The following is a 21939-nucleotide window of genomic DNA, read 5'->3' as shown; positions in this document are numbered from 1 at the left end:
CGTCCACTTCACGATTGAGCCGGGGCTGCCCGAGCCGCACGGTCGCCGAGAGTTTGGCCAGTTTGCCCGGTCCCGCACCGATCGGCCCGAAGCGTGGCGGGAAGGCGCCGATGCCGCGGGCTGCGCCGGAGCCGCCGGTTCCTTCGCGGCCGGAGCCGGAGTGGGAGCGGGGGCCGGAGCGGCCGCGGTGGTCACCGGCACGGTGCCGTCGCCGACCGCGGCGCGCTGCTCGAAGTATTCATCCACGTTCTGCTGCTGCGCGACTCGCGCCGGCGCGGGCTCGTAGTCGGAGCCGCGCTCCTCACGCGCCACGGGCGCGGGAACCGACTCCACCACGGGATCGGTCTGGTCCGGCAGGATGGTCGCCAGGCCGCGCAGGGCCCGGCCGAAGTCGGGATCGATGAGATCGGAGGCCGGATCGTCGAGCGGCACCACCGAGCCGCCGTGCGCGTCGGGCTGGTAGCGCCAGTGCGCGGCGATCACCGAACGGCCCGCCTGCCACTGCAATTGGGCCACCCAGTAGCCCTTCTCGTCCTTCCAGGCGTCCCATTCGGCGACCTCGATATTGTGGCCGCGCTCGGCGAACGCGGCCGACACGATCTCGATCAGGGTCTCCACGGCGGGACCGTCGTTGCGGACCGGGTGCGCCTTCTGCGCCAGCTCCGCGGCCCGGGCGCGTTCCAGCAGAACGGGATACGCGAAACGTTCGACGCGCGAGAGCGGCATGCCCGACTCTTCGGTGACCTGCTCCACCGAGGCGCCGGCACGGATACGAGCCTGGATATCGCGAGGGCGCATCGTGGCTTCCGTTTCGATCTCGATTTGGCCGAATCGGGCAAGATCTCCGCGGGCGGCGGCGCGCAGTTTATCGTCAGCGGCGAGCCGGTACTTCTGGCCGCTCTCGGTATCGATGCACACGATATGCGTGGAATCGGGCGTCAATCCGATGACTCGAAGTTCACGCACCGTTACCTCCTGTTCGCTGCGCAACTCACAGCTATAGCTAGGCTCGCGACACCGCCCACGTTCTGGAACAGTAGTGCACTTCTGTGAATCATGGGGCAAGACACGCGGCGCGGAAATCTGTTCCCAGACTTCCGCGCCGCATTAGTGTGATCGATTCGCCTCAGCTCCGAAACCGGGTTTCGCGAGGCGCGTTCGCCCGGTCAGATGCCATTTCTACTGATCAGCCGAGCTTTTCGACGACCCAGTCGACGCAACGGGTCAGCTGCGACACATCGTCGGGGTCGATGGCCGGGAACATGCCGATGCGCAGCTGGTTACGGCCCAGCTTCCGGTACGGCTCGGTGTCCACGATGCCATTGGCGCGCAGCACCTTCGCGACCTGCGCGGCGTCCACGCTGTCGGCGAAGTCGATGGTGCCCACGACCTGCGAGCGCAGCGCCGGGTTGCCGACGAACGGGGTGGCGTACTCACTGGTCTCGGCCCACGAGTACAGGCGCGAGGAGGAGTCGGCGGTGCGCTTCACGGCCCAGTCCAGACCGCCATTGCCGTTCAGCCACTCGATCTGGTTGGCGAACAGCAACAGGGTGGCAAGCGCCGGGGTGTTGTAGGTCTGGTCCTTGGTGGAGTTGTCGATCGCGATCGGCAGCGACAGGAACTCCGGGGTCCAGCGACCCGAGTTCTTGATCTCCTCGACACGCTCCAGGGCCTTCGGGCTCATCAGCGCGATCCACAGACCGCCGTCGGAGGCGAAGCACTTCTGCGGAGCGAAGTAGTACACGTCGGTGTCGGCGATGTTCACCGGCAGACCGCCCGCGCCGGAGGTGGCGTCGATGGCGACCAGGGCGTGCTCGGAACCGGCCGGACGCGACACCGGGATGGCGACACCGGTCGAGGTCTCGTTGTGGGCCCAGCCGATCAGGTCGGCCGACGGGTCGGAGGTCGGCTCGGGGGCGTCGCCCGGCTCCGACTTCACGACGATCGGGTCACCGATGAACGGGTTGCCCTTGGCGACCGAGGCGAACTTCGAGGAGAACTCGCCGTTGCTCAGGTGCAGCGACTTCTCGCGGATCAGGCCGAAGGCGGCGGCGTCCCAGAACGCGGTGGTGCCACCGTTGCCCAGCACGACCTCGTAGCCGTCGGGCAGCGAGAACAGGTCGCGCAGACCGGAACGCACCCGCGCCACCACGTCCTTGACCGGCTTCTGCCGGTGCGAGGTACCGAACACCGAAGCGCCGGTATCCACCAGGGACTGCAGCTGCTCGGGGCGGACCTTGGAGGGGCCGCAACCGAACCGTCCGTCGGCGGGCTTGAGATCGTCGGGGATGGTCGGGAACGCAGAGGTCATGGCGACCAGGGTAGTGGGGCTATCACCCGCGCTCACGGGCGGGTCCGGGGTAAAAAAACAATCTCGCCAGCGGGTTCGACAAACGGCGCGTATCGCTGTGGGGGGCGCCACAGACGCACTACGGTTCAGCACCATGGAGATGGCCGCGGACAAGCGACCGAGTACCGCATCCGACCAGCAGCCCGCTTCCGGCCCCGGCGTGCCCCCGGATTCCGCGACGCCGCGGACCCGGCCGGCGGGTGTGCCGCGGCTCGGCCTGCTGGCCCGGCTGTCCTCGCAATTCGGCTCGCACGGCCTGACCCGCCGGGGTCCGGTGCTCGACGACGCCGCCCGCCGCGCCCTGCTGTTGCACGGTGCCGAGGGCACGGCCACCATTCTCGGTGTCCGCGCCGACGAGCCCGTCCCGGAGTTCTGGGTACGCGTCCAGATCGAGGGCCGGCACGGCTACGAGACACGGGTCCGCCAGCGCGCCGGCGCCGCGGACCGGGAGTGGATGCAGCCCGGCGACGTCGTCTGCTGCCGGGTCGATCCCGGCGATCACGACCGGCTGGTGCTGTATCTGCCCGCGCCGGAGGAGACTTCGCGCACCAATATCGTCAAGATCCTGGCCGATGGCCGCCGCGCCCGCGCCACCGTGCTGGCCGCCACCCCGGTCGCGGCCGACTACACCGGCCGCGACGACCCGGTGCTGCGGCTGGATCTGGAACTGCGCGCGTGGGACGAGCCCGGCCCGTGGCGGGTGCGGGTGGTGCAGCCGGTCCCGTTGTCGGGCATGGAACTGGTCGATCTGGGCCGGCATCTGGAAGTCGCGTTCTTCACGGTCGACCGCGGCGAATCCGTCGCCGTCGACTGGGCGGCCTCCCGGCGCGACTGACCGCCGCGAAACGCTAGGGCAGACGCACGAAAACGCTAGGGCAGATGCACGAATTGGAAGCCGTTGGCCGCGAGCGCGGGCAGCGCCGCCAGCATGCCCGGGCCGGTGCCCGACTTGGGGCGGTGCATGTGGGCCAGGGAGATGCCGCCGGGCTTGGCGCCCGACATGGCGGACTGCACCTGGGCGGCCGCGGCGGTCGCGCCGAAGTCCGCGTTGACCGAATAGCCGACCGGGGTCTCCCCCAGGTCCCGCACGATCGACACCGCCACCTCGTCGTAGTGGGCGGTGCCCGCGCGGAAGAAGCGCGGCGGGCGCCCGGTCAGGGCGGCGATGCGCTGATGATTGCCCCACACCTCGTCCACCGCGGCCTGCGCGGAGACGGTGCCCTTGATCTCGTAGGCGGCGCGCCCGTTCACCGACAGCGGGCAGTGCGCGGTGCCGTGATTGCCGATCTCGAACAGCGGGTTGGCGGCCAGCTGCCCGGCGCGGGCCGGGTTGGCGTCGATCCAGCGCTTGTTCAGGAACAGGGTGGCCGGGATCTGCCGGGCCTGCAGGAAGGCGAGCAGGTTCTCGTCGATGTCGTTGTTGCCGGGGCCGCCGCAGGCGTCGAAGGTGACGGCGAATTGCTTGCCGGCCGGGTTGAAGCCGGTCAGGATGCCGTCGATGTCGACACCCCAGGCCTTCGGGCCGCGGCCGGCGTACTTGGCCGCGACGGCGTCCGGGGACACCGTGGAGACGGGTAGCCGCGCCGGCGCGGCGGCCGGATCGGCGACACCGCGGGGCGGTTCGAGGATGCGGTCGGACGAGTTGCCGTTCGCCACACCGCATCCGGCGGTGACGAGGCCCGCGGCCAGCGCCGCGCCCGCGGCGAAGAAGCCGCGCCTGGACAGTCCTGCGTCGAGCACCGGAGCAGGCTATGTGAATCCCGGCGCGCAATCCATGGTCTGAATCAGGATTCTTTCCGCCGTCGCGGTCTGGCAACCGATTCGCCACCGCTGTTGGGGCGGGTGTAATCCATTGTTCGACCATGCGATTCCCCGAAGCCGCAGATCAGGGCCGGACCATCGGCAGGTGAATCGGCAATCTCGCGTCGCTCTCAGCGTGTCCGCGTCTTCCGGCGCCGTCCGTTCGCCGACGCCGCGCGCGATCCGATCCCGGGCGCGCGACTGTGATCGATTTCCTTTTCATATCGAGGGCCCGAGTGCCCCAGACTGTAGCCTGCCCGACCGAATCAACCCTTGTGCGAGGAAGTGCATTGACTTACCCGAACAACCCGTACCCGCAACAGCAGCCGGGGTACGGCTACCCGCCCGCCGACCAGCCCGCCCCGGGCTACGGCGCGCCCCAGCCCGGTTACGCGGCCCCGCCGCCGGGCTACGGCGCTCCCCAATCACCCTATGGCGCACCGCAACCCGGCTACGGCGCTCCGCAGCAGCCCGCCTACGACGCGCCCCAACCGGCGTACGGGGCTCCCCAATCTCCTTATGGCGCACCGCAACCCGCTTACGGCGCACCCCAGCCCGGTTACGCTCCGTTCGGGGGGTTCGGAGCGAATTACGCGAGCTGGGGCGCGCGCGTGGGCGCCCGTCTGCTGGACACGCTGGTCGTGATGGGCCCGTTCATCCTGCTCGACATCATCGCCAATACCGCGGGCACCTCGAAGCCCAACTGCACGACCACCCGCTACTCGACCTATTGCGATACGGGCACCATGAACGCCCTGGGGCTGATCTGTGTGCTGATCGGCCTCGTGGCGCTGATCGGGGCCGGGCTGTTCATGGCCTACCAGGAGGGGACCACCGGGCAGACGCTCGGCAAGCGTGTGGTGGGCATCCGCCTGATCAGTGAATCGACCGGCCGGCCCGTCGGTTTCGGCATGGCCATCGTGCGGTACTTCGCCGAGATGGTGAACAGCCTCGCCTGCTATCTGGGCTGGCTGTGGCCGCTGTGGGACGAGAAGAAGCAGACCCTCGGCGACAAGATCGTGGGGACGATCGTCGTGAAGGGTTAGCCTGCCCGCTCGAAAACAATGGCCCGCAGCGTTTCTTCGCTGCGGGCCATTGCTGATTCCAGAGATCTACTTGTGTGACACCAGGTTCCAGCCGGCGACGGTCTCCGGCTTGCGCGGGGCCGGGCCGGTGTAGATGGCGGCCGGGCGGACCAGCTTGCCCAGCTGCTTCTGCTCGAGGATGTGGGCGCACCAGCCGGCGGTGCGGCCACAGGTGAACATGGCGGGCATCATGTGCGCCGGGACCTCGGCGAAGTCCAGGATCACGGCGGCCCAGAACTCGACATTGGTCTCGATGGCGCGATCGGGGCGACGCTCGCGCAGCTCGGCCAGGGCGGCCTGCTCCAACGCGTAGGCGACCTCGAAGCGCGGCGCGTCCAGGCGCTGGGCGGTGGCGCGCAGCACGCGGGCGCGGGGGTCCTCGGCGCGGTAGACGCGGTGGCCGAAGCCCATCAGCTTTTCCTTGCGGTCCAGGATGCCCTTGACCAGAGCCCGTGCGTCGCCGGACTTCTCGACGGCCTCGATCATCGGCAGCACGCGGGCCGGGGCGCCACCGTGCAGCGGGCCGGACATGGCGCCGATGGCGCCGGACAGCGAGGCCGCCACGTCGGCGCCGGTGGAGGCGATGACGCGGGCGGTGAAGGTGGAGGCGTTCATGCCGTGCTCGGCCGCGGACACCCAGTAGGCGTCGATGGCCTCGATGTGGCGCGGGTCCGGGTCACCCTTCCAGCGGGTCATGAACCGCTCGGTAATGGTGGCCGACTCGTCGATCTTCGACTGCGGCACGGCGGGCTGGTAGATGCCGCGCGCCGACTGGGCGACATACGACAGCGCCATGACCGAGGCCCGGGCGAGGTTCTCGCGGGCGGTGTCGTCGTCGATGTCGAGCAGCGGCTCATAGCCCCAGATCGGGGCCAGCATGGCCAGACCGGCCTGCACGTCGACGCGGACGTCGCCGGTGTGGATGGGGAGCGGGAACGGTTCGGCGGGCGGTAGGCCGCGGCCGAATTCGCCGTCCACCAGCAGGGCCCAGACGTCACCGAAGGTGACCCGGTTGGCGACCAGGTCCTCGATGTCGACGCCGCGGTACCGGAGCGCACCGCCGTCCTTGTCCGGTTCGGCGATATCGGTGGTGAAGGCCACCACGCCTTCGAGACCGCTCACGAAGCCGTCGGGGACGACATTGGGTACCGCAGCGCTGGCAGTCATGTTGTGACTCTCCTTGCATGTCGGGCTGCCCGATCCCTGGGCAGCCACGCCGATCAACTGGAGCTTAACCCCGCGATTACTCCGGAGTAACGTCTGGCCCATGGTTGACCAGGAGAAATTGGCCACTGGGCCGATGGCGCACGAAGTCCCCGTGGACCTCGATATCGCGGCCTTGCGGGTCGAGTACGGGGTCGATCAGGGCGACAACCATCCCCACCGCGACACCGACCTGGACGAGACCTGGCTGGCCGAGGGCTGGGAGCCGTTGCTGCGCAATTGGATCGAGGACGCGACCAGCGCGGGCCTGACCGACCCCAACTCGATGGTGCTGAGCACCGTGGAGATCACCGAGAGCGGTCCGCGGCCGTCCTCGCGAACCGTGTTGTGCAAGGGGCTTTCTCCCGAGGGTGTGACTTTTTACACGAACTACGACTCGTTCAAGGGCCGTCAGCTGACCCGAACCCCGTACGCGTCGGCCACATTCGTCTGGCAGGCGATGGGCCGGCAGGTGACGGTGCGCGGCCCGGTGCGGCGGGTGCCGGCCGAGGCGACCGAGGTGTACTGGCATTCGCGGCCGCGCGGCTCGCGGCTGGGCGCGTGGGCCTCGGAGCAGTCGCGGACCATCGCCTCGCGGGCCGACCTGGATCAGCGCATGGCCGCGACCGAGGCCCGGTTCGCCGAGGTGGACGACATTCCGGTGCCGCCGTTCTGGGGCGGGTTCCAGATCCAGCCCGAGACCGTGGAGTTCTGGCAGGGCCGGCGCAGCCGCATGCACAACCGCATCCGGGTCACCGCCGAGCCGGGCAACGCGGACGTCTCGGCCATGAAAGTCGAACGCCTCCAACCCTGATGCCCGGGCCCCGGCCGGAAAGAGTTGGATATCTCACGTTCGAATGATGGGATGATCGGTCCAAAATAGGTCGGTGAAGCTGCTCGCCGACATAACTCCATTACGGAATCCCGACTACCGGAGGCTCTGGACCACCGGCATCGTCACCGTGATCGGCGCACAGCTGTCGGTCGTAGCCGTCCCCAAACAGCTCTACGACATCACCCACAGCTCGTCCTACGTCGGCCTGGCCGGGCTGTTCGGGCTGATCCCGCTCATCGTGTTCGGGCTCTGGGGCGGCGCGCTCGCCGACGCCATGGACCGCCGCAAGATGCTGCTCATCACCTCCGCGGGCACCGGCCTGACCGCGCTCGCCTTCTGGGCGCAGGCCGCGGCGGGACTGAACAACGTGTGGCTGGTGCTGATCCTGTTCTCGGCGCAGCAGGCGTTCTTCGCCATGAACCAGCCCGCCCGCAGCGCCATCTATCCGCGCCTGCTGCCGCCCGAGCAGCTGCCCGCGGCGAACTCGCTGAGCATGACGGTCATGCAGTTCGGGGCCATCGCCGGTCCGGTGCTGGCGGGCATGCTGATTCCGTTCGCGGGCCTGTCCACGCTGTACCTGCTCGACGCCATCGCGCTGCTGGCCACGCTGTGGGCCACCTGGAAGCTGCCGCCCATCCCGCCGCACGGCGAGAGCGGCCGGGCCGGGCTGCGCGAGGTGTTCGACGGCTTCGCCTACCTGGCCACCCAGCGCATCCTGCTGGCCTCCTTCGCGGTGGATGTGGTGGCCATGGTGTTCGGCATGCCGCGCGCCCTGTTCCCGCAGATCGCGCAGGACAGCTTCGGCGACTCCGCCTCGGGCGGAACGGCTCTGGGCCTGCTGTTCGCGGCCATGTCGGTGGGCGCGGTGCTGGGCGGGGTGTTCTCGGGCTGGCTATCGCGGGTGCGGCGCCAAGGCCTGGCCGTGGTGGTCTGCATCGTGCTGTGGGGGCTGGGCATGGTCGGGTTCGGCCTGGCCGTGGGCCTGGTCGGGCACGGCCTGAGCATGACCGTGGCGCTCTGGATCGCGCTGGCCTGCCTGGCCTTCGGCGGCGCGGTCGACATGTTCTCGGCGGCGTTGCGCACCACCATGCTGCAGTCGGTGGCGACCGATGAGATGCGCGGGCGACTGCAGGGCGTGTTCATCGTTGTCGTGGCGGGTGGACCACGCGTCGGTGATGTTGCGCACGGTTTCGCGGCCGCGGCGGTGGGTACCGCTGCGGCAGCGGCGGGTGGTGGCGCGCTCGTCGTGGTCGGCATGATGCTGGCCGTCGTGGCATTTCCCGCGTTCGTGCGTTACCGGGTCGCACGTGCCCATTCGGAGGTGCCGGTCGCCTGAGGTCCGGCCGTCATGCGCATAGCACATGACCGCCGCTCGCCTCACCTGCGAACGACGTGACTGTGAGGTAGTCAAGGGACACCCTCATTACTCGGGCGTAGTGGACAGCGGCTAGCGTTGAGTACAAGCGCATCGTGTGTCACCCGCGTCGATGCCTACGGTTTCAAGCCTGAGAGGGATCCTTCCGTGCCCGCTGAGAACATCATCAACGTCGACGACGACGCCAAGCCGGTACTGCAATACCCGGGCGGCGAGTACCCGATGACCGTCGCCAAGGCTGTCGAGGGCAATGACGGAATCGACCTGGGCAAGCTGCTCGCCAGCACCGGGTACGTCACCTACGACCCCGGCTTCATGAACACCGCGTCGACCAAGTCGGCCATCACCTACATCGACGGTGAGGCGGGCATCCTGCGCTACCGCGGGATCCCGATCGAGCAGCTGGCGGGCAAGTCGACCTTCATCGAGGTCAGCTACCTGCTCATCTACGGCGAGCTGCCGACCCAGGCCCAGCTCGACGACTTCACCGACCGGATCCGCCGCCACACCCTGCTGCACGAGGACCTGAAGCGGTTCTTCGACGGCTTCCCGCGCAACGCGCACCCGATGCCGGTGCTGTCCTCGGCGGTCAACGCGCTGTCGGCGTACTACCAGGACTCGCTGGACCCGCGTGACCCCGAGCAGGTCGAGCTGTCCACCATCCGACTACTCGCCAAGCTGCCGACCATCGCGGCCTACGCGTACAAGAAGTCGGTCGGCCAGCCGTTCCTGTACCCGGACAACTCGCTGTCGCTGGTGGAGAACTTCCTGCGGATGACCTTCGGCTTCCCGGCCGAGCCCTACGAGGTCGACCCGGAGATCGCCGCGGCGCTGGACATGCTGCTCATCCTGCACGCCGATCACGAGCAGAACTGCTCGACGTCGACCGTGCGCCTGGTGGGTTCGTCCGACGCCAACCTGTTCACCTCGGTCTCCGGCGGCATCAACGCGCTGTGGGGCCCGCTGCACGGCGGCGCCAACCAGGCCGTGCTGGAGATGCTGGACGACATCAAGGCCCAGGGCGGTGACGTCAAGGAGTTCGTCCGCAAGGTCAAGAACAAGGAAGACGGCGTGAAGCTCATGGGCTTCGGGCACCGCGTCTACCGCAACTACGACCCGCGCGCCACCCTGGTCAAGCAGGTCGCGGACAACATCCTGTCCAAGATCGGCGGCGACGACCAGCTGCTCGACATCGCCAAGGCCCTCGAAGAGGCGGCCCTGACCGATGAGTACTTCATCGAGCGTCGCCTGTACCCGAACGTCGACTTCTACACCGGCGTCATCTACCGGGCCATGGGCTTCCCGACCCGCATGTTCACCGTGCTGTTCGCCATGGGCCGCCTGCCGGGCTGGATCGCGCACTGGCGCGAGATGCACCGCGAGCCGCTGAAGATCGGCCGTCCGCGCCAGATCTACACCGGCTACGGCGAGCGCGACTACGTGGAGATCAACGGCCGTTGATCCAACGGGCCCGCGCCCGAACGCTTTCCGATGATCCCCGTCGCCACGTCTCGTGGCGGCGGGGATTTTCGCTGACAAGGACTTGTTAAGGATCTCGCTGGGGCGGGGCGGCACTCTGGTTCTCACGGGGGTCAGCTGCCGCGGCGGGGGCGGCAGCTGGCCCCCGAAGAAATCGGATGCGCGGAACCGGGAATCCTGGGATCTTCGGGGAATGGCATCGACGAATGGCATTACCGTGCGTTCGGCACGAGCTGAGGAACGGCCGGAGATCGTCCGGCTCACCGATATGGCCTTCGGTATGCGCGGCGGCCCGGCCGACGCGGAATTCGGCCCGCTTGTCTTCCCCACCGATCGGGCCCTGGTGGCCGCCGACGGCGAGCGCCTGGTGGGGCATGTCAACAGTCGCGCCATGACCGTCACCGTTCCGGGCGGCGGCACGGTGCAGGCCTGCGGCGTCACCGGTGTCGCGGTCACGCCCACCCATCGGCGGCGCGGCATCCTGCGCGCGCTCTACACCGAACTGCACGAGCGCGTCGAGGCCGAGGGCCTGCCGCTCACCGTCTTCTGCGTCAGCGAGGGCGGCATCTACGGCCGCTTCGGCTACGGCCCGTCGATCGCGGAGGTGGACATCTCGATCCGCGGCCGGATCGCCGAATTCCGGCCCAGCACACCGGATCCCGGCGGCGTCCGGGTGGTGTCGCCCGCCGAGGCCGAGGCGCTGCTACCCGAGATCTACGACCGCTGGCGGCGACTCACGCCCGGCGCGCAGGTACGCCCCGAAGCCCGCTGGCAGCAGCGGGTTTTCGCCGAATCGGTGCAGAACGAGGACGGTGCGGCGCAGTTCTTCCTGGTGCACCCGGACGGGTACGCGGTCCTGCGCCGCAGCTGGCACGACTACAAGAACACGGTCAGCGTCCGCGAATTGCGTGCCGTCACACCGGAATCGCACATCGCGCTGTGGCGGGTGCTGCTGAGCATGGACCTGGTGCACGACATCAAGGCCGCCACCTGCGACGGCGATCCGCTCCCCTACCTGGTGACCGATCCGCGGCTGGTGGAGGTCGTCGGCCGGCACGACACGCTCTGGACGCGCCTCATGGACGTCCCCGCCGCGCTCACCGCCCGCACCTATCAGCGGGACCTGGACGTGGTGCTGTCGGTGCACGACCCGTTCCGGAACGCGGGCGGCGGTTTCGCGCTGCGGGTGCGGGACGGCATCGCGGAATGCGAGCCCACCGATCGCACGCCCGATCTGGAACTCGGCATCGACGTGCTCGGCAGCCTCTACTTCGGGACCTACCGGGCGCGGATCTACGCCGCCGCCCACCGCATCCAGGCCAAGGACCCGGCCGTGCTGCGCGCCTTCGACGAGGCGTTCACGAGTGATCGCGACGCCGAACTGGGCTGGTTCTTCTGACCGTGGAACGGCCAGCGGCCGAGCCGCACCCGAGGGTGCCGCCCGGCCGCTGATTCCCACCCGGCCCTGGGACTAGGCCGAATGCTCCTTATTCACCGCGGCACCCGCGGCCGCGCGGCCCACCGCCGGCCGATCGACTTTGCCCAAAGTGTGCCCCCCTTTCTATCGACGCCATTCGAACCAGATAGAGCTGGCGATATCAGAGATAGCTCAACATTAGCAATGAAGGGTTTCGCGAGCCGGGAAGAACGCGAATTTCACCTATCACTGGCCAGTGCGCACACTCGGAAATCGGGGTTTTCCAGGTGGTGCGCCGCCCGGCCGCCCTGGCATGCTGGAAACGTGAAACCGATCCAGCTGATTCTGAACATCCTGTGGCTAGTCCTGGTCGGATTCTGGATGGCCATCGGCTATGTGGTCGCCGGGCTGATCTGCTGCATCCTCATCATCACGATCCCGTGGGGAATCGCGTCGTTCCGGATCGCCAATTTCGTGCTCTGGCCCTTCGGCCGCGAAGCCGTGGAGAAGCCGGGCGCGGGCGTGGGCTCCATGCTCGGCAATATCGTGTGGATCGTGGTCGCCGGGTGGTGGCTGGCGCTGGGACACCTGATGACCAGCATCGCGCTCGCCGTGACCATCATCGGGATCCCGTTCGCCTGGGCGAATCTCAAGCTGATCCCGGTGTCGCTGTTCCCGCTGGGCCGCGAGATCGTCGACAGCGACCGGCGATTCGGCTACTAGAGCCCCGAGAGCCGGCTCCCCTACTCCGACTCGTCGACGATCTGCTTCATGATGCCGACCGCTTCGCGCAGCACGCCGACCTGGCCGGGCGTCAGCTGCCCGAGCTGATCGGTCATCCAGGCCTCGCGGGCCTGGTTCTCATCCGCGATCAGGGCGCGGCCCGCGTCGGACAGCGACACGATGATCTGCCGCCCGTCGGTGGGGTGCGGATTGCGTTCCACCAGATCCATTTCCGACAGCGAGGCGATGACCCGGGTCATGGACGGCGGCTGCACCCGCTCCTTGGCGGCCAGCGCGCCCGGCGTCATGGCGCCTTCCCGATTCAGCGTGGCGAGCGCGGACAGCTGCGTCAGCGAAATCTGGGCATCGGCCCGCCGGCCTCGCAGATGCCGAGTCAAGCGCACCACCGCCAGCGAGAGTTCACCGGCGAGCGCTCGAATGTCGGAAGGCGTTGTCACAGAGGCAAACGATACGGGAACGTCCGCGTGGGGGTCGCCGGTTCGCCGCCTCCGCCGGTGACCGCCCCGGCGCGCCACCGGAACGGCTCGCGCCCTCTAGTCTGAGGGGGTGACCCCGCCGACCGTCCCGGAGATTCCGCCGCGCTTCACCGATCCGCGTCCCGTACTCCTGGTGGGCGCCATCGGTTTCCTGATCGCGACCGTCGCGGTGTGGCTGAACGACGCGTGGGCGACCGCGCGGCCGGTGTGCCTGATGGGATTGGGCGTCGGACTGCTGGGCTACACCATCTTCGCGATTCAGCGGCGGAGTGCGCGTCGGGGTGATAAAGGCGCACAACGCGGTCTGGATTAGCACGGGGAAGCGACTGGTCATCTGACCAACAGGCCTGCCAAGCAAACTTGTGTAGCCTGCGAATTGACTGCACGCGCCTCGGACGCTTAACTCCCTGGAGTGTCCTCCCGATTGAGCGTCGAAGAACGACGGGCCCACCTTATCGAGGCAGCCATCGGCCTTGCCGAAAAAAAGGGCGTGGCCGGGGTTACCACCCGCGATGTCGCGCAGGCAGCCGGTGTTTCCCTCGGTGTGGTGCATTACTGTTTCGAAAACAAAGATCAGCTGATGACCGAGCTGGTCAAGGCACTCTCGATGGAATTGCGTGATTCCGTCGACGCCAACGAAACCGTATGGCAGGACGTCGGAACCGGAAAAGCCGCGCTGCAGCAATTGGTGCGCGCCGGCCTGGAACTCATGTGGCTCAACATCGAAGCCACCCCGGAACGACAGCTACTCACCTACGAGACCACCACCTACGCGCTACGCGAAGGGGAACAGACCCCCGCCAAACTGGCCATCGCCCGCGAGCAGTACACCTTCAACGACTCCACGGTCGCCGACATCTTCGAGCACGCGCGCGAAGCCACCGACTGCCAGTGGACCGTTCCGGTCGGCACCCTGTCCCGCTTCATCCTCGCCACCATCGACGGCATCGTGCTGCGCTGGCTGGTCGACAACGACAGCGCCGCCGTCCGTGACCAATTGGACGTCCTCGCCACCACCGTGGCAGCCCACGCGGCCTGACCCGGGCCCCCTTCTCCTCCGGCGCGGGCAGCGTGATCGCCCGCGCCGGACCCGATCTCAGCGCCGCGAGAAGTTCTGCGGCTGCCCCTGCACGTGGGTGACATCGCCCTCGCGCCACCACGCCACCTCGACCGTGGCCTCGAACGCGCCCGTCAATCGGACCCGCAATTCGTCGTGCACCACGAGATCGCCTGCCGGCAGCGGCATATCGAACTGCAGGCGCAACAGCACACCCAGCGGATCCGCGGTCCAGCTGGTCTCGCGACCCGTGCTCACCACCTCCGCCGTCACCGCCTCCGAGGCCAGCGGCAGATCCAGCAGGGTGGCCAGCGGACGCGCGCACGCCATGTCACCGACCACCAGGCGATCCGCGGGCAGCGCCGGGCCGAACCACGGGCGATCCAGCACCAGCGCGTCGGCGGCCGGGATCACCTCACCGCTCAGCGCGCGCACCTGACCCGGCAACACCAGGTCCTCGGTGTCGAGCCGGCCCGCGTCCAGCGCCTCCGCCAGCCGGCGGTAGGTCTGCGAAATCGACTCGGGCGTAGGCACTCTCGCCGGATCGGCCAACGCGTCGAGCAGCTCCTCGGCGAGCGCCGGCGTCAGCACCTCCGGGTCGGCGAGCACACTGCGCAGCACCGCCAGATCCTGGGCGTCGAAGCCCGGCAGCTGCGGGAGCAGGCCCGCGAACAAGGTGTCGTCCGGGTGGCGCAGCAGGCCCAGCGGGATGCCGTCAACGTGCGCGTGATGCCGCAGCCACCACGCGGTGTAGCCGTCGCGGTCGGCGACCAGGCGGCGGGTGCTCTCCTCGGCCAGCAGCAGCCGCAGGGCCTCGGGCCATTCGGCGTCGTCCACCAGATCCAGGTCGCGGACCGCCACCAGTTCGGACGGATCCTCGACCAGGCTCTCCCACCAGGTCTCCTCGTCGTCGAGGTGATGGTCGGGGCCGGTCGGATCGGACTCGGCGACCAGGGTGAAACCCCAGCCGACGCCGATGGCGCGCAAGGCTTCCGAACCGTAGCGTTCCAGGACCGCGGCATCCACGGTGGAGAACGGCGAATCCGCGACCAGCACCCGGTCCAGCGGCGCGCCCGGCAGCAGCAGTTCGTCGGCGGGCGTCAATTCGCCGTCCACGTCCGGCAATTCGATCAGACCCAGCCAGGACGGCAGCACGCCCGGCGCGGCCGGCGCATGCGCCGCCAGACCCAGCACCGCGTCCACGGTGTCCGGATCGCTGGGATCGTCCTCCAGCACCGCCCGCAAGCCCGGATCGTTCAGCAGATCCTCCGGCGTGGCCGGACGCGCGCCCAGGCGGCCCAGCAGCTCGTGCGCCGCCTCCGGATGCGCCAAGCGCGCCCAGTGCACCGGAATCGCCTGCTCCAGACGGTCATCCAGCACCACCGTGCGCGGGCCGGTCACCAGCCGGCCGTCCACCAGTGGCACCGCCAGCGCGCCCAGCTCCTCCACCGACAGCGGATCCACCGCGAACGACTCCAGAGCGTCGTACAGCGAATACCACCACTGCGGTTCGCGTTCCAGGCTTCCCGACAGTTCCGCGACGCGGGCCAGGCCGATCCTGTGCACATCCAAGGCGGCGAGAGCGTCGGTGAACATCCGGCCCGACAGCTCCGGAATCACCAGCGGCCCGGTCATCTCCGCCAGCAGATCCGCCAATTCCGTGGTCACACCGGTGAAGACGCTGGCCCGACGCGGCGAGGCCACCCCGATCCGGGGCGCCGCGGCCACCGGGATTCCGCCTGTGCGCGATTCATCCACAGCCGTCCCCAACCCGCTCGGGTCGAATTCGGCCGCACCGTATCCGGCGACCACATCGTGCGGGCCGATCGCGTCATGCGGTTCGACAGCGTCGGCGGGCGATTCGTCCTCGGGCAGCTCCCACAGCGGCAGCGTCTCCGGCTCCGCGGGCCGCGTGGCACGCACCCGCGAGGGCGGCGTGGCGGTGGCGGCACCTGGCTCGATCTGCCCCCGAGTCGGCGGGGTGAGCGCGGGGTCACCGAGCATGGCGTCGAAATCCGCCGGGGTGGGGGCGGGTGCGGCGGCGTCCGGGCCGACGGTGAGGACCGGGAGCCACTCGTTGTCGCGGAGTTCGGTGATCAGGGCTTCGCGCAGGGCGGCGTCGGTCTCGCCGCGGGCGAAACCCGGGGTGGGGACCAGGACCAGGCGGTCGCGGGGCGGGAGAGCGCGGGCGAAGGCGGCGTAGCCGGCCGCGAGATCGGCCGGGCGGGCGCTCGGGAGCAGGCGGCGGCGGTCGGGCTGCATGGGGATATCGGCGATGAGGACCGCGGGCAGCGAGAGCTCCTCGTCGGAGCGGGTGGGGGCGCGCAGGACGTCCGGGCGGGTCGCGACCGGGCGGCCGTCGCGGACCGGGAGCAGCCAGCGGGCGCGGCCGGTGCGGTACTGCCACCACAGGCGCTCATCGGAATTCGGGCCGGTGACCCGCAGTTCGGTGAGACCGTCGCCCAGTTCACGTCGGGCACTGGCAATCTCGTCCTCGCCGACGCGAATAGTGTTCAGGGCGGGCAGTTCCAGCAGCAGATCGGCGGCCTCGGCGCGCATCTCGGTGAGCAGTTCGGCGGTGTCCACCGACTCGCGCAGGCGCAGCACGATCTCGCTGTCGAAGCCGCTCGCGGGCCGCTCCGCGGTGGCCCAGGCCAGGCGCAACGCGGGCGGCTCGAAATCCCCGGACACGTCCGGGATCTCAATGCCCTGCGCGCCGAGCAGCGCCCAGGTCTCGGCGCGGGAGAACCGCACCGACCCGCTGGTCGACCGGAACTCCACCTCGTCGGACACGGTCAGCACCGCGGTGAAGCCCACCCCGAACTTTCCGACGGCGGCCCCCTCGGTCTTACCGGAGGCGCGCAGGGCGGTCAGCGCGTGCACGCCCGAGACATCCAGCGGCGCACCGCTATTGGCGATGTGCAGGGTGCGGCCGTCCAGCCAGACGGCGATCCGCCCGGGCGCACCGGCCTTCACCGCCGCGTCGGCGGCGTTCTGGGCCAGCTCGGTCAGCAGCCGGTCCCGGTATCCGGCCCGCACCAGATCCGCCTCGGTGGCGGCGTCCTCACGCAACCGGGTGGGCGACCCGCGCCAGGCGGCCACCACCCCGGCGCGCAATTCCGCCGTGCCGAACGGATCCTCGAATTCGGTCGCGACCACGCCCTACGCCCTTTCCCGAAAGCGGTTGTTGGCACGCCAAGGCCAAGCATCCGGGGTATTACACAGGATCCGGCGCGATCCACCGAAATCCACGCTTCGTCACGACCGAACCTGTGACGCCGTCCTCGCCCGCGCGACGCGGCTCCCGAGGTCGATCGGTCCAGCTGTCACGCTGTGTCGCGACCGGGCTCGGCGCTATTCCGCCGACCCGGTCTCCGGTTCGACCGACACCGCGGTCACCGCCCACGCGTCGTCGTACACCGCGTCCGGATCGACGGCCTCGAACACACCGGGATCGGCCTGCTCGGCCTCGGTCTCCCCCGCGGCGGTTTCACCCTCCGCGACGGCCACCTCGGTCACCTCGACATCGGCGTCCACGACACCGGCCGCCACATCCGCGGACTCGGTCGCGGTCTCCGCCTGCTCGGCGTCGGCAGGCGCGTCGCCGGCGGCGGCAGCCGGTTCGGGGTCGCTCGCACCGTTCTCGGCCGCGTCAGCCGAGGCGGTCTCCCCGTCAGCGGAGCTCGCCGGCTCGGCGGAGTCGCCCGATTCGGCCTCGGCCACAGGGTTTTCCGCACCCGCGGCCGCGCCGGAGTCACCCTCCTCGCCGGATTCGCCCTCGATCGCGGGGGTCTCCGGGCGGAGTTCGGCGAGCGGGATCAGTTCCACGGCGGCGTCGTCGTACGCCTCGTACAGCGGGGAGCCGTTGCCGGTGGGCAGCTCCACGTCCGAGTGCGCGCCGCAGCCGTAGGCCACATGGACGACACGCCCGTCCGCGCCCATGGCATTGCCGCACACGCCGAAGGCGGCGCGCAGCGCACCGGCGAGCGGTACGTAGAAGCCGCAGCGGCCGCAGGTGGACGGTGCCGAGCGGGCCATATCGGTGTCGGGGCCGAATTCGGAGAACCAGCGGTCGGCGGCCTCTTCGCGGCCCTCGCGGGACAGCACCTTGGTGCGGCCGAGGCCGATCTCGAGCGCGACCTCGTCGACGGCCGGGTCGCCGGTGGCGATGTAGCCGGGCACCAGGCGCGGATCGTTGGCCGGCGGGGCCAGCAGGTCGCCGGGGGCCAGGTCGCCGGGGCGAATGCGCTGATCCCACGGAATGAAGTCGGGGGCCACCAGGGCGTCCGGGCCGGGCAGCAGCGCCGACTCGCTGACGGTGGCGACCGTCGCCTCCGGCGGGGCCGCCACCACGACCGCCCACTGCCAGCCGTGATAGCCGGGCAGGGTGGCCTCGAAGTGATGGGTGGCCGAGGATTCGTCCTCGCCCGTCACGCCCAGATGCGCGCCCACGCCGACCGGCTCCAGGTCCAGCAGCGCACGGCGGGCCAGCTGGACCGCCTCCGCCAGGATCGGCCGCACACCGGACTCCGAAACTCCAACCGCGCTCACGCCCTACATTTTGCCGTATGGAGCGCAAACGCCGTGCACCGGTAGCGGCCGCCACGATCATGCTGTCCACGGCCCTGGCCCTGGCCGGGACCATCACCGGCTGCACCAGCGCCGACAACACGCCGAAGTGGCGTGTCGAGGTGGTCGCGACACGGCCGCACGACCCGGGCGCGTTCACCGAAGGATTGGAAGCCGACGGGTCGGTTCTCTATGAGGGCACCGGTCTCGCCGGCCAGTCGTCCGTCCGGTCCACGGACCTGAACACCGGGGCCGAAATCGCCCGCGCCGACCTGGCCGCTCCACTGTTCGGCGAGGGCATCACCCGCGCCGGGGACCTGCTCTGGCAGCTCACCTGGAAGGACGGGGTCGCCATCGCCCGAAATCCGGCCACCCTGGCCGAGATCCGCACCGCCCGCTTCGACGGCGAGGGCTGGGGGCTGTGCACTCGCGACGGCCGCGTGGTCATGAGCAATGGCGGCTCCACCCTGACCTTCCGCGACCCGCAGACCTTCGCCGTCACCGGGACGGTCTCGCTGACCAGCCACAAGGGTGTGCGCCTCAACGAACTGGATTGCGCCCCGGACGGTTCCGTCTACGCCAATACCTGGGCCACCGACACCATCCTGCGCATCGACCCCGACACCGGTGACGTGCTGGCGAGCATCGACGCGTCCGGTCTGCTGCCCGGCAGCGCCCGCACCCCCGACACGGACGTCCTCAACGGCATCGCCCATCTGCCCGGAACCGATCGCTTCCTGCTCACCGGCAAGAAGTGGCCCACCTCCTACGAAGTCCGTTTCGTTCCCGCCTGACCTCCGAAACGACCGGTCTCTCCGAACTTGTGGCGCCCCACACCGGCGGTAGTGCAGCCGCACGCCGGTGGCACTGCAAGAATTGGGGGCGTGACTGCTCCCCGTGACCCCGGTGCCGATCCCGGTCGCTGGGGCGACGAGGACTCACCGATGATCGAACGGCATCCGGGGTACGACCGCTATCCGCCCGCGAACCGCGCGGGGCGGCGATCCGTCCCACCGCGCGACGAGACCGACGTACCGGAATTCCTCACCCGGCGCGCACCCACGCGTCCCGCCGACCCGCCCGCGGCGCCGCGCGCCGAATCCCGGCGCGATCCCGGTGACGAGTCGCCGGGCGACGCGGCGGGCCGGACCTCGCGCTGGGCGCGCCGCCGCCACGACAAGTCCGGGGACAACCCGCCGACCCGGCCGTACCGGACCCAGCCGTCCGGCAACGGCACCGACGATCCGGACACCTGGCAGCAACCGCACGACTTCAACACCACCCGGCGGGTGCGCTACGACCCGGAATCCGGTCACGCCCAGGAACACGCCGGCACCGAAGGGCCGCACTCGGAAGCGACTCCCACACAGCCATATTCGCAGGCCGACCCCGCCGCCCACGACAGCGGCGGACTGCACAAGCCGCCCCGGAAACTCACCGTCACCCGGGTCGCGGCCCGTCGCAGCATCGAGCTGACCCAGAGCGGATTCGCGACCTTCCAGCGCGCCGCCAAGGCCGACGGCGCCGAGGAATCCGGCCTCACCGCCCTCGTCTACGCCACCATGGCGAACTTCGCGACCGACGCGGCGATCGCGGTGGCCCTGGCCAACACGCTGTTCTTCGCCAGCGCGACCGCGGAATCGGTCACCAAGGTGGCGCTGTACCTGGTCATCACCATCGCCCCGTTCGCGGTGATCGCACCGGTGATCGGCCCGATGCTGGACCGGTTGCAGCACGGCCGCCGGGTCGCGCTGGCCGGGTCCTTCGCGATCCGCGTGCTGGTGGCCGGACTGTTGATCTTCAATATCGACAACTGGGCGCTCTACCCGCTGGCCCTGTGCATGATGGTGCTCAGCAAGTCGTTCTCGGTGCTCAAATCCGCGGTCACCCCGCGCGTGCTGCCGCCGGGAATCGACCTGGTGCGCACCAACTCTCGCCTCACCGTGTTCGGCCTGGTCGGCGGCACCCTGTGCGCGGGCGGCGTGGCCGCGCTGATCGCCAAGGTGACCGGCTCGACCGGCGCGCTGCTCTTCGCGGCCGCGCTGGCCGCCGCCGGCATGTTCCTGAGCCTGCGCATCCCGGCCTGGGTGGAGAACACCGAGGGCGAGGTGCCCGCCACCCTCGGCTACCACGGCGACGACTCCCGCACCGAGGTGCTCGACCCCAGCCGGGCCGGGGACGTGCCGCCCACCAAACGCCGTCAGCCACTGGGCCGTTCGGTGGTGACCGGCCTGTGGGGCAACAGCACCGTGCGCGTGCTGACCGGCTTCCTCACCTTCTATGTGGCGTTCGTGGTGAAGACCACCGACAAGCACGGCGTGCAGCAGATCGCCATGCTGGGCATCGTGGGCGCGGCCGCCGCCATCGGCAATTTCACCGGCAACGCCACGGGCGCGCGCATGAAACTCGGCCGCCCCCAGCTGATCGTGCTGATCTGCACCATCTCCTGCGTCGCCGTGGCGATCGCGGCCGCGGTGCTGGACAGCCTGATGGGCGCGGCCCTGGCCACCCTGATCGCGGCCGGTGCGAGCGCGCTGGCCAAGGTGTCGCTGGACGCCGCCATCCAGGACGACCTGCCGCCGGAATCGGTCGCGTCCGGCTTCGGCCGCTCCGAGACCGTGCTGCAGCTGGCGTGGGTGTTCGGCGGCGCGATGGGCGTGCTGCTGCCCACCCTGTGGATGCCGACCATGTGGTGGAAGGGATTCTGCGTGGTGTCGGTGGTCATGGCGCTGGGCTTGATACAGACAGTGGTCAGCTACCGTGGGCATTCGCTGCTGCCCGGTTTGGGCGGTAATCGACCTCAGCACGCCAAGCAGGAGATTCCCGGTGCGCACGGCGCGGGGAACCCACCCAGTAACGGACAGGAAACCCGGTGAACCAACCCAAAGCCCGCACGATCATCGCTCTGCTGGCGGTTCTAGCCGTGGTGGCCGTGGCCTATTTCGCCGCGATCGTGGTCATCGCCCGCCACACCGACAAGTCCGAGCCCGAGATCACCGCGTACGCGCACGGCAAGTCCGTGACGGTCGAGCCCTTCCTGTACTGCGACCTCGAGGTGTCCAAGGAACGCCTCTCGATGGGCAAGTGCAACACCACCGAGGCGGTCTCCGACCTCGACGTGCCGCCGGGCTCCACCATCCAGCTGTCGTTGCCCAAGGAGATCGTCGACGCCCCCTGGGAGCTGCTGATCGGCTACCGCCTGCCGAACAACAAGGCCGACGCGGAGATCCTCACCTACAAGGAGCCGTGGAAGCTGTCCGGCAAGCCGGAGCGCGACAAGGACGCCAAGTGGGACAAGCCGCGCACGCTGACCATCAAGACCCCCGCCAACGAGGGCGTCAAGCTGGCCATCATGGAGCTGCACCTGCCCATCCCGGCGCGTGACGAGGCCGGCAACGAGGGCGTCATCTCCCGCGGCATCTGGGCGGTGCACACGCCCGCCTTCGATCCCGCGCTGTTCAGCTGAGACCCACCGGACCGGGGAAACCGGGTCCGCCACAACGCGAATCGGGCCCCGGTGATCGAATCACCGGGGCCCGATTGCCGTTT

The 21939-nt window shown here is 69.6% G+C and carries 19 protein-coding genes; 12 read left to right on the top strand and 7 right to left on the bottom strand.

Features of this window, described 5'->3' with window-relative positions:
- Positions 1-966: septation protein SepH (gene sepH / locus ACWELJ_RS18705; protein ID WP_452367389.1), on the bottom strand; the 966-nt coding region annotated here is incomplete at its 3' end.
- Positions 967-1186: 220 nt separating this feature from the next.
- The gene (gene serC, locus ACWELJ_RS18700) at positions 1187-2311 is read right to left on the bottom strand and encodes a phosphoserine transaminase (protein ID WP_452367388.1); all 1125 of its coding nucleotides are present in this window, start codon (positions 2309-2311) and stop codon (positions 1187-1189) included.
- A gap of 133 nt (positions 2312-2444) precedes the next feature.
- Between serC and ACWELJ_RS18695 the strand changes: the two genes are divergently transcribed.
- Entirely contained in the window at positions 2445-3185 is a 741-nt protein-coding gene (locus tag ACWELJ_RS18695) for a hypothetical protein (protein ID WP_452367387.1), read from the top strand.
- Between the two features lie 35 nt (positions 3186-3220).
- Here the strand turns inward: ACWELJ_RS18695 and ACWELJ_RS18690 are convergent, their stop codons facing one another.
- The gene (locus ACWELJ_RS18690) at positions 3221-4090 is read right to left on the bottom strand and encodes a polysaccharide deacetylase family protein (RefSeq protein WP_452367386.1); all 870 of its coding nucleotides are present in this window, start codon (positions 4088-4090) and stop codon (positions 3221-3223) included.
- 350 nt (positions 4091-4440) lie between these two features.
- On the opposite strand from ACWELJ_RS18690, the gene ACWELJ_RS18685 reads away from it, so the two are divergent.
- A complete protein-coding gene (locus ACWELJ_RS18685; RefSeq protein WP_452367385.1) occupies positions 4441-5196 on the top strand; it encodes an RDD family protein in 756 nt (251 codons plus the stop codon).
- 66 nt (positions 5197-5262) lie between these two features.
- Here the strand turns inward: ACWELJ_RS18685 and ACWELJ_RS18680 are convergent, their stop codons facing one another.
- Complete coding sequence (locus tag ACWELJ_RS18680) at positions 5263-6402, bottom strand: citrate synthase 2 (protein WP_452367384.1); 1140 nt, start codon at positions 6400-6402, stop codon at positions 5263-5265.
- A 100-nt stretch (positions 6403-6502) separates the two neighbouring features.
- Between ACWELJ_RS18680 and pdxH the strand changes: the two genes are divergently transcribed.
- The 5 genes from pdxH (at position 6503) to ACWELJ_RS18655 (ending at position 12267) form a co-directional block, all read left to right on the top strand.
- A complete protein-coding gene (pdxH, locus tag ACWELJ_RS18675) occupies positions 6503-7252 on the top strand; it encodes a pyridoxamine 5'-phosphate oxidase (RefSeq protein WP_452367383.1) in 750 nt (249 codons plus the stop codon).
- Positions 7253-7325: 73 nt separating this feature from the next.
- Positions 7326-8609 (top strand): MFS transporter, encoded by a 1284-nt coding sequence (locus ACWELJ_RS18670; protein WP_452367382.1) that lies wholly within the window; start codon positions 7326-7328, stop codon positions 8607-8609.
- A gap of 186 nt (positions 8610-8795) precedes the next feature.
- On the top strand, positions 8796-10109 hold the full coding sequence (locus tag ACWELJ_RS18665) for a citrate synthase (RefSeq protein WP_357282557.1): 1314 nt from the start codon (positions 8796-8798) through the stop codon (positions 10107-10109).
- Between the two features lie 211 nt (positions 10110-10320).
- Entirely contained in the window at positions 10321-11526 is a 1206-nt protein-coding gene (locus tag ACWELJ_RS18660; RefSeq protein WP_452367381.1) for a GNAT family N-acetyltransferase, read from the top strand.
- 351 nt (positions 11527-11877) lie between these two features.
- Positions 11878-12267: a YccF domain-containing protein gene (locus ACWELJ_RS18655; RefSeq protein WP_452367393.1), complete on the top strand. Its 390-nt coding sequence runs from the start codon at positions 11878-11880 to the stop codon at positions 12265-12267.
- A 20-nt stretch (positions 12268-12287) separates the two neighbouring features.
- Here the strand turns inward: ACWELJ_RS18655 and ACWELJ_RS18650 are convergent, their stop codons facing one another.
- Complete coding sequence (locus ACWELJ_RS18650) at positions 12288-12725, bottom strand: MarR family winged helix-turn-helix transcriptional regulator (RefSeq protein ID WP_452367380.1); 438 nt, start codon at positions 12723-12725, stop codon at positions 12288-12290.
- A gap of 109 nt (positions 12726-12834) precedes the next feature.
- Here ACWELJ_RS18650 and ACWELJ_RS18645 point away from each other — a divergent pair, with 109 nt between their 5' ends.
- On the top strand, positions 12835-13077 hold the full coding sequence (locus ACWELJ_RS18645; RefSeq protein WP_379272159.1) for a DUF2530 domain-containing protein: 243 nt from the start codon (positions 12835-12837) through the stop codon (positions 13075-13077).
- A 99-nt stretch (positions 13078-13176) separates the two neighbouring features.
- Positions 13177-13803, top strand: a complete 627-nt coding sequence (locus ACWELJ_RS18640; protein WP_213558181.1) for a TetR/AcrR family transcriptional regulator — start codon at positions 13177-13179, stop codon at positions 13801-13803.
- A 57-nt stretch (positions 13804-13860) separates the two neighbouring features.
- On the opposite strand, the gene ACWELJ_RS18635 is transcribed toward ACWELJ_RS18640, so the two are convergent.
- Both ACWELJ_RS18635 and ACWELJ_RS18630 read right to left on the bottom strand, forming a co-directional pair.
- Entirely contained in the window at positions 13861-16980 is a 3120-nt protein-coding gene (locus ACWELJ_RS18635) for a sacsin N-terminal ATP-binding-like domain-containing protein (protein ID WP_452367379.1), read from the bottom strand.
- A 195-nt stretch (positions 16981-17175) separates the two neighbouring features.
- Complete coding sequence (locus ACWELJ_RS18630; protein ID WP_452367378.1) at positions 17176-18372, bottom strand: DUF3027 domain-containing protein; 1197 nt, start codon at positions 18370-18372, stop codon at positions 17176-17178.
- A 17-nt stretch (positions 18373-18389) separates the two neighbouring features.
- Here ACWELJ_RS18630 and ACWELJ_RS18625 point away from each other — a divergent pair, with 17 nt between their 5' ends.
- The 3 genes from ACWELJ_RS18625 (at position 18390) to ACWELJ_RS18615 (ending at position 21856) form a co-directional block, all read left to right on the top strand.
- Positions 18390-19184 carry a glutaminyl-peptide cyclotransferase gene (locus tag ACWELJ_RS18625; protein ID WP_452367377.1) on the top strand — a complete coding sequence of 265 codons (795 nt, stop codon included), beginning with the start codon at positions 18390-18392 and terminating at the stop codon, positions 19182-19184.
- A gap of 150 nt (positions 19185-19334) precedes the next feature.
- Positions 19335-21266, top strand: a complete 1932-nt coding sequence (locus ACWELJ_RS18620; RefSeq protein WP_452367392.1) for an MFS transporter — start codon at positions 19335-19337, stop codon at positions 21264-21266.
- Positions 21263-21856, top strand: coding sequence for a DUF2771 family protein (locus tag ACWELJ_RS18615; protein WP_452367376.1), 594 nt, complete (start codon positions 21263-21265; stop codon positions 21854-21856). Before ACWELJ_RS18620 ends, ACWELJ_RS18615 begins: the two co-directional genes overlap by 4 nt.
- Positions 21857-21939: the final 83 nt, after the last annotated feature.

It is taken from the genome of Nocardia sp. NPDC004582, assembly GCF_053602115.1.
This window is presented reverse-complemented; position numbering and strand designations above follow the sequence as displayed.